At 53.1% G+C, this 6,363-nt stretch carries 4 protein-coding genes; 1 reads left to right on the plus strand and 3 read right to left on the minus strand.

Features of this window, described 5'->3' with window-relative positions; genetic code table 11:
• Window positions 1-174 precede the first annotated feature (174 nt).
• On the plus strand, window positions 175-2,280 hold the full coding sequence (locus IGR76_06120) for a TolC family protein (protein MBF2078094.1): 2,106 nt from the start codon (window positions 175-177) through the stop codon (window positions 2,278-2,280).
• 105 nt (window positions 2,281-2,385) lie between these two features.
• Here IGR76_06120 and IGR76_06125 read toward each other — a convergent pair whose 3' ends face one another.
• From IGR76_06125 to IGR76_06135, 3 genes are all read right to left on the minus strand, one after another.
• Window positions 2,386-3,129 (minus strand): DUF928 domain-containing protein, encoded by a 744-nt coding sequence (locus tag IGR76_06125; protein MBF2078095.1) that lies wholly within the window; start codon window positions 3,127-3,129, stop codon window positions 2,386-2,388.
• A gap of 360 nt (window positions 3,130-3,489) precedes the next feature.
• The gene (locus tag IGR76_06130; protein MBF2078096.1) at window positions 3,490-5,409 is read right to left on the minus strand and encodes an adenylate/guanylate cyclase domain-containing protein; all 1,920 of its coding nucleotides are present in this window, start codon (window positions 5,407-5,409) and stop codon (window positions 3,490-3,492) included.
• A 427-nt stretch (window positions 5,410-5,836) separates the two neighbouring features.
• Window positions 5,837-6,363, minus strand: a 527-nt coding sequence (locus IGR76_06135; GenBank protein MBF2078097.1) for an extracellular solute-binding protein, incomplete at its 5' end; no start/stop codon positions are given.

The following is a 6,363-nucleotide window of genomic DNA, read 5'->3' on the forward strand; positions in this document are numbered from 1 at the left end:
CGGACGCTGCTTATTTCACGATATCACTTGTAAATCTTCCCGAACTTAGGTGAAATCTACCAAAAACAATTTGCCAATTTTATGGATCAACTATTATCCTGCTTAAGGATTGTGCCAAACAATTAGGTTTAAGTTACGTCCACTTACAAACTAACGGCTGCAAAGGCGTTTCGTATGAAACCTTCTCTATCGTTACTTGCTGTCAGCATCAGTGCGGCGATCGCCCTAAATCCTTTGGGTGCCAGATCGGTACAGGCGGCTTTGCTAGTTGACTCTGCTCCCCGTTCCAGCGCAGACAACAAAGCCAGAATGGCCATTCCAGATCACTCGTCAGATGAGCCGCTAAATTTAATCGACTCTGCCGAGGTAGTCTCAGCATTGAGTCGTGACTCGGTCGTGGTTGCCGATGCCACACTGGCTGCCCAAGACGCGGCTGAGAGTTCAGTCCATGATCAACCGGAGGCGATCGCAGAGACTCGTACGAGCGACGTTACGGGCGATCGCACCGCAGATTCCCCTCTATCACCTGATACGGAATCGGCGGCTATCGATCGGGCAACGGCCGATGATGCACCGACTACAGACGAGACAAGTGACCCAGTGCAAGACCGTCCAGCCGTCGCCGAGGCAGATACCCTAGCCCAAGACGTTCCAGAGAGCAGCAACCTTTCTGACTCTGACCCCAATACCGGTAACAATGAAGGGACTCCTAGCAGAGAGGCTGTGAATGAAACCTTGTATGAACGGCTGTTTCCAAATGAGCAGATCAACCGAGTCGATATACAGGTTGACCCCGATCGCTTAAATGGCTTAACCATCGAAGATTCGTCAGCCGTTTTAGACGCACCCAGCACCGCCCCTCCGGAAGCCTTCGGTCTAGACGCAGAAGATACTCCCGTCTCGGTTCCAGAATATTTAAACTCCCCTGCAAACCCGCTGACTTTTCCAACCCAGCCTGAAGAAATAGAGCTATCTGGAACGCAGCCCATTACGCTCGAACAAGCCATTGAACTTGCTCGACAAAATAGCACGACCCTTCAGGAATCGCTGCTCCAGCTAGAGCAAAGTCAAGCAGCTTTGAGAGAGGCACAAGCGGCTTACTTGCCGACGCTCGATGCAGATTTGTCCATAACGCATCAGGGAACTAACACATTTGCTGAGTTTGCGGAACCCATTGATCCAACGAATCCCTTTGGTGGATCAATTACCGTAACGGACTCGATTTATAACGAAGCCACGACTTTAAACGGTCGACTGACGGTGTCCTATGACATTTTCACATCCGGTCGGCGCTCAGCACTAGTGGCAGCGGCAGAAGAACGAGTACGCCTTCAGGAACTCCAGGTTGAGGTTGTGTCTGAACAATTACGGTTGGATGTTACGCAAGATTACTACGATTTGCAACAGACCGATGAGTTGGTACGGATTGCCGCCCAATCGCTCGAAGAATCGTTGCAGAGTTTGCGCGATGCCCAAGCACTCGAACGAGCCGGGGTAGGAACCCGCTTTGATGTCTTGCAGGCTGAAGTGGAAGCAGCCAACTCCCGACAAGATTTGATTCAGGCACTCAGCGATCAGGAAGTCGCACGCCGACAACTCTCTCAACGCATCAACAGCGCCGAGTCCATCGATTTATCTGCAGCCGATCCGGTGGATATTGCTGGGTATTGGGATATTTCCTTGGAAGACAGTATTGCACTGGCGTATCAGAATCGAGCCGAACTCGAACAGCAGTTAGCACAGCGAGATATCAGTGAACAGCAGCGACGGGCGCAGCTTTCGGCCTTGGGACCTCAACTTGCCGCTTTTGCCCAATACAACTTCTCTGATTTACTAGACGAAACCGAAAGTCCAGGGAATGATTTAGAAACCTACGCGATTGGTCTACAGGCAAACATCCGCTTGTACGACGGTGGTGCGGCGCGGGCAGCGGCACGGCAAGAAGAGTTGAATATGGCACTTGCGGAAAATGCATTTGAAGATACAAAGCGACTAATTCGCTTTCAGGTCGAACAGTCCTACTCCACCATGCGCTCTAACCTCGAAAATATTCAAACCGCATTGCTAGCTGTTGAAACGGCTACTGAAGCCCTCCGATTGGCGCGCTTGCGGTTCCAGGCTGGGGTAGGTACTCAGACCGACGTGCTTCAGGCTCAGACCGATCTGACCCGTGCAGAGGTGAATCGCCTACAAGCAGTATTGGGATACAATCGAGCCTTAGCCCAGCTTCAGCGCTCGGTCAGTAACCTGCCGGATAGCGACCTCAGCGATCGCCCCTGAACGACTAATCTGAGCAATTTCCCAAGAAACGACAGGACAGGGAAGGGGTTGAAAGCCTTTCCCTGTCTTGATCGTTTATGGATTAACGCTCGTTACTCAGCGGGACTAGGGTGCCGGGGTTTCAACATCTGGCCCATAGGTTTGGATGAGGGGCGCATCGGCAAAGTCTCCTAGCCCTACAGAGGTTAGGAGGGATGTCCACTCATTGGCGATCGCCGCATCGGTTGGATTGTCTCGATACTGGGTCGCCAATGCCGCTAGGGCATCGTACCACACGCCGTTTTGGGCGTAGATATTAGCGCGATCGCCCTCCGTTACCGTAGCCAACTGTTCCTGCATAGCCGGATCAGGATCGACCCGTTGAAGCCAGCCCGTAGTAAACAGATCCCCGGATCGATCCTGGGTATCACAGACCAGCGAGAACACCCACTCATAATTCTGATTCGGCTCGAGAGGCGGCAGATCCGCCGTTTCTGGAAGGCTGAGGCTCAAAATTCCAGAGGTGCCCACAAGCTGAAATGTAGTGTAGTAAATCTCATTACCCGCCTCATCGTACAACACAAATTCTGCTGCCTGAGCTGGCACATCTGGCACAAACCAGAAGAAAGTGGGATAGGGCGAAACAGTTTCACCATAGCTGTTTTCAGGCACGAGTGCCATGAGCGGTTGGGTGCTATTTAAACACTCACCGCGAGTCCCTCCGCCTTCGCGACGACCTGGAATGCCAATATTATCGGGAGGTATAAATTGAGCAAAGGCGGAAAGGGTTAGGTTACTACCCAACCACAGACCGAGGGTTGTGAGCAGGGTTGCCGTAAGTTGAGTTGAGACGCGGGAACGGTAAGACATAGGACTAAAACGTTAGTTCTGAGTGATGAGTTTGTGTTGATTCACTGGATCGGACGATGCCTTACGTTAACTATGGCTCAAGCAACCGTCTTTTCCCACACCCCTGATTCATGCTTAGACTATCGAAGCGCTTTTTTCTCAGTCGATAAACCGATTAACCATCTCGGCTTGGACGAACGCTGATTATTTGCCTCTTTCCGCTTGCGATTACGCCGTTTACAGCTCAGCACCAAGGGGGGATATGGGGATCAGGCGCTAACTTGCATTGGAGAAACGTTCGCCGCTTTGGAGGGGGTCTCCGACGAACGGAGGCTTGTATGTATGTAGATTCAGCAGCACAGGGTTTAGTTCCGCGAAAATTTAAAGTTTTTGTACAGGTTTTGAAATGTCCGTTTGAGGGGAAGGCGCGATCTCCGGATTGGGATCAGGGGCGATCGCCGAGGCATACCCCAGGACCTGGTAGACATTCAACGCCATTTGTTTGCCCTTTAGGGTGAGCGCCCCCCACGGTTCTACCACGACGTAATCGGCCACATAGTCCAGGGTTTCATCACTAATAAGAATCCGACATAGGGACACCTGAAGTTCCTTGTGGCAACTCTCCAGACGGGACGCAACATTCACACTATCGCCAATAATGCCGTATTCCAACCGATCGCGACTGCCCACGCTACCCACCACCACATCTCCGGTAAAAATGCCCACTCGCATCGGTGGCGTCGGCAGTTGACGATCCTGCCAGGACTGATGCAATGCCTGAAGGCGATCGCCCATATCCAAGGCGCAGTCAACGGCGTGGCGAGCGTTTCTCGCGATGTGCTCTGGTGATTCGGCCTCGATCGGAACTCCAAAGGCCGCCATTAACCCGTCCCCAGTAAATTTATTAACGATGCCGCCGTGCTCTTGAACGGCGTCGGTCATAGCCTCTAAAAATTCGTTGAGCCACTGCATTAAATCTTCAGGAGCCATCAATTCGGCAATGTTGCTAAAGCCAGCGATGTCGATGAATAAAATACTGGCGGTTAGCCGTTGTCCGGGGAGTTTGCCCGCCCGAATCAGGCGATCGCGATTTTGCCAAAGTGCCTGCGCCACTTCAGGAGAGGTACTTTGGCCGAGGAGCGTCATCACCATTTGGTGTTGCTGATGAGCGGTGTAGGAGCGGTATACCACGACGCCGCTGGCCGTCAACAGCAAGGCCAAGGTCGGAGCAACCACAGGTAGCCAACTATGCCCCAAGAACAAAACCAGCCCTGCCCCAATCGGCAGCACCATCAGCCCCAAACTCACAACACCGAGGGTTAGCGGATGACGCATCGCCCAGGCGATCGCCCCACCACTTACCGCCCACGCAAACATCCACAGAATCTCGATCCAGCCAGGGGCAACCCAAATCAGCGATCGCTCGGCCAACGCTGCACTGATGAGCTGACTGGCAATTTGAGCATGGACATCGACTCCCGTCATCAGATAGTCTGCAGCTTCTCCGGCACTGTAGGGCGTGTGGAACAAATCTTTGCCGCTGGGAGCCGCATTCCCAATCAGCACAATCTTGTCGCGCACCCAGGCTGGATCAAAATCACCGTCTAGCACTTGGGTAAACGTGAGCCGATGACTGATCGTCCGTGACCGATAGTTGAGGAGCACTTGGTAGCCCGCAGAATCCATGTGGTGATACGCCCCGTAATCAGAGGTAAGCGGGGTCAACGTCGTTTCTCCAAGCGCCAGATAGTCAGGATTGATCACGCTCGGTTTTGGCAAAATCCCTTCGTCTTCCAAGTACCGCAGCGCTAAGCGCAGCGAAAATCCATAAAACGTTTCTCCATCGGTACTGGCAAACAGCAGCGCTCGGCGCACAACGCCATCGGGGTCGATGGGAAGATCATTGAACCCGATGTTATCAGCACTGACAGGCGGAGGTGGGATGGTGTCTTCTTCGGAGTTGCCGAGTTTGGTGATGACCACTGTTGAGGTGGTTTGAAGGGTATCTAAAAAATCAGCAGTTCCAGGTTCTTGGGGTAAATCGCGGTAGAGATCTAGGCCGATCACACGCGGCTCGTAGGGGGCGATCGCATTGAGCAAATCGGTCAAGACTTGATCGGAGGGGGTCGCTCGCTGCTGGGTGCGAATATCTTCTTCCGTGAGGTTAATAGTCACAATCCGGGGATCGACTCCCAGATCGGGCACTTGGCGATACATCCAATCGTAGGTACGCAGTTCTAAGTCTTGCAACAGCCCCGCTCTGTTCAAGGCTGCCAAGGAAGCCGTTGCCGCACACGCCATACCAACCACAATCGTCCCATTGTTGATCAGGGTGCGCCATTGAGGAGGGGCTAGAGAGATTCGCTTTCGCCAAGACAGAGGATTCACAGCGCCATTTATCCAGACTTCACTAGGATGCGGCGATCGCCCCGTCGGCGATTCCGCAATGTACTACAGACCTACAGCAGCAAACCCACCGTTCCCGATCCGTTCCTTCGACGCCAGGAATTGAAGCGTTACAGCGATCGCTGACCCTAGGTGGGTTGATAGTTAGCCCAAGCGGATAGACACCGTTGGCTATGGCGTAGATGGCAAACCTCATTCTGAATCTAGTATGCCCATCTCTAGCAATTTTCAACGTAAGCGATTGTGCATCAATATAACCGCCCCACCATTGCTTGTCTGCCCATCTTTTGACTCTATCGAAATCTGACCTAGGGGTCGGCAGTCACTCCGGTGATTCGAGGAATTCTTGAGTTTCCTGAACCGCTGCTTGCATGGCTTGTTCTGGCGTGAGGCGATCAGTTAACGCCGCGTGCAGATAGCGCTGCAAAATGGCCGAAACTTCAGTGTACTGAGGAATGGCTGGACGCAGAGCGGAGGATTGAATGAAGGGCAATAACTCTGGGTAGTAGTCGTATTGCTTCACCACTTGGGGATCGGTGTAGAGCGATTTGCGCGAGGGCAAATACCCCACTTCCAGCACAAGCTGACGCTGGGCTTGCCGACTGGTAAAAAACTTGACGAATTCCCAGGCCGCGTCTGGATGGCGGCTCGTTTTGACGATGCTCAGTCCCCATCCCCCCTGGCATCCGTGGCTTTGTTGTCCGGCGGCGTGCACCATGGGTCGAATGCCCACTAAACCCCGAACCGGGGAATCCGTAGAGTTAATCGTTGCCCAGGTTTCCGTCCAATTTCGCAGGAACACCGCTTCCCCTTGTTGGAATAGACGATAGGCTTCCTCCTCACTGTAGG

The sequence above is a fragment of the Synechococcales cyanobacterium T60_A2020_003 genome, from assembly GCA_015272205.1.
GTDB lineage: Bacteria > Cyanobacteriota > Cyanobacteriia > RECH01 > RECH01 > JACYMB01.

Coding starts and splice junctions, on each gene's coding strand:
- IGR76_06120 (MBF2078094.1), top strand. CDS start 175: ATGAAACCTTCTCTATCGTTACTTGCTGTCAGCATCAGTGCGGCGATC.
- IGR76_06125 (MBF2078095.1), bottom strand. CDS start 3,129: ATGTCTTACCGTTCCCGCGTCTCAACTCAACTTACGGCAACCCTGCTC.
- IGR76_06130 (MBF2078096.1), bottom strand. CDS start 5,409: ATGGCGTGTGCGGCAACGGCTTCCTTGGCAGCCTTGAACAGAGCGGGG.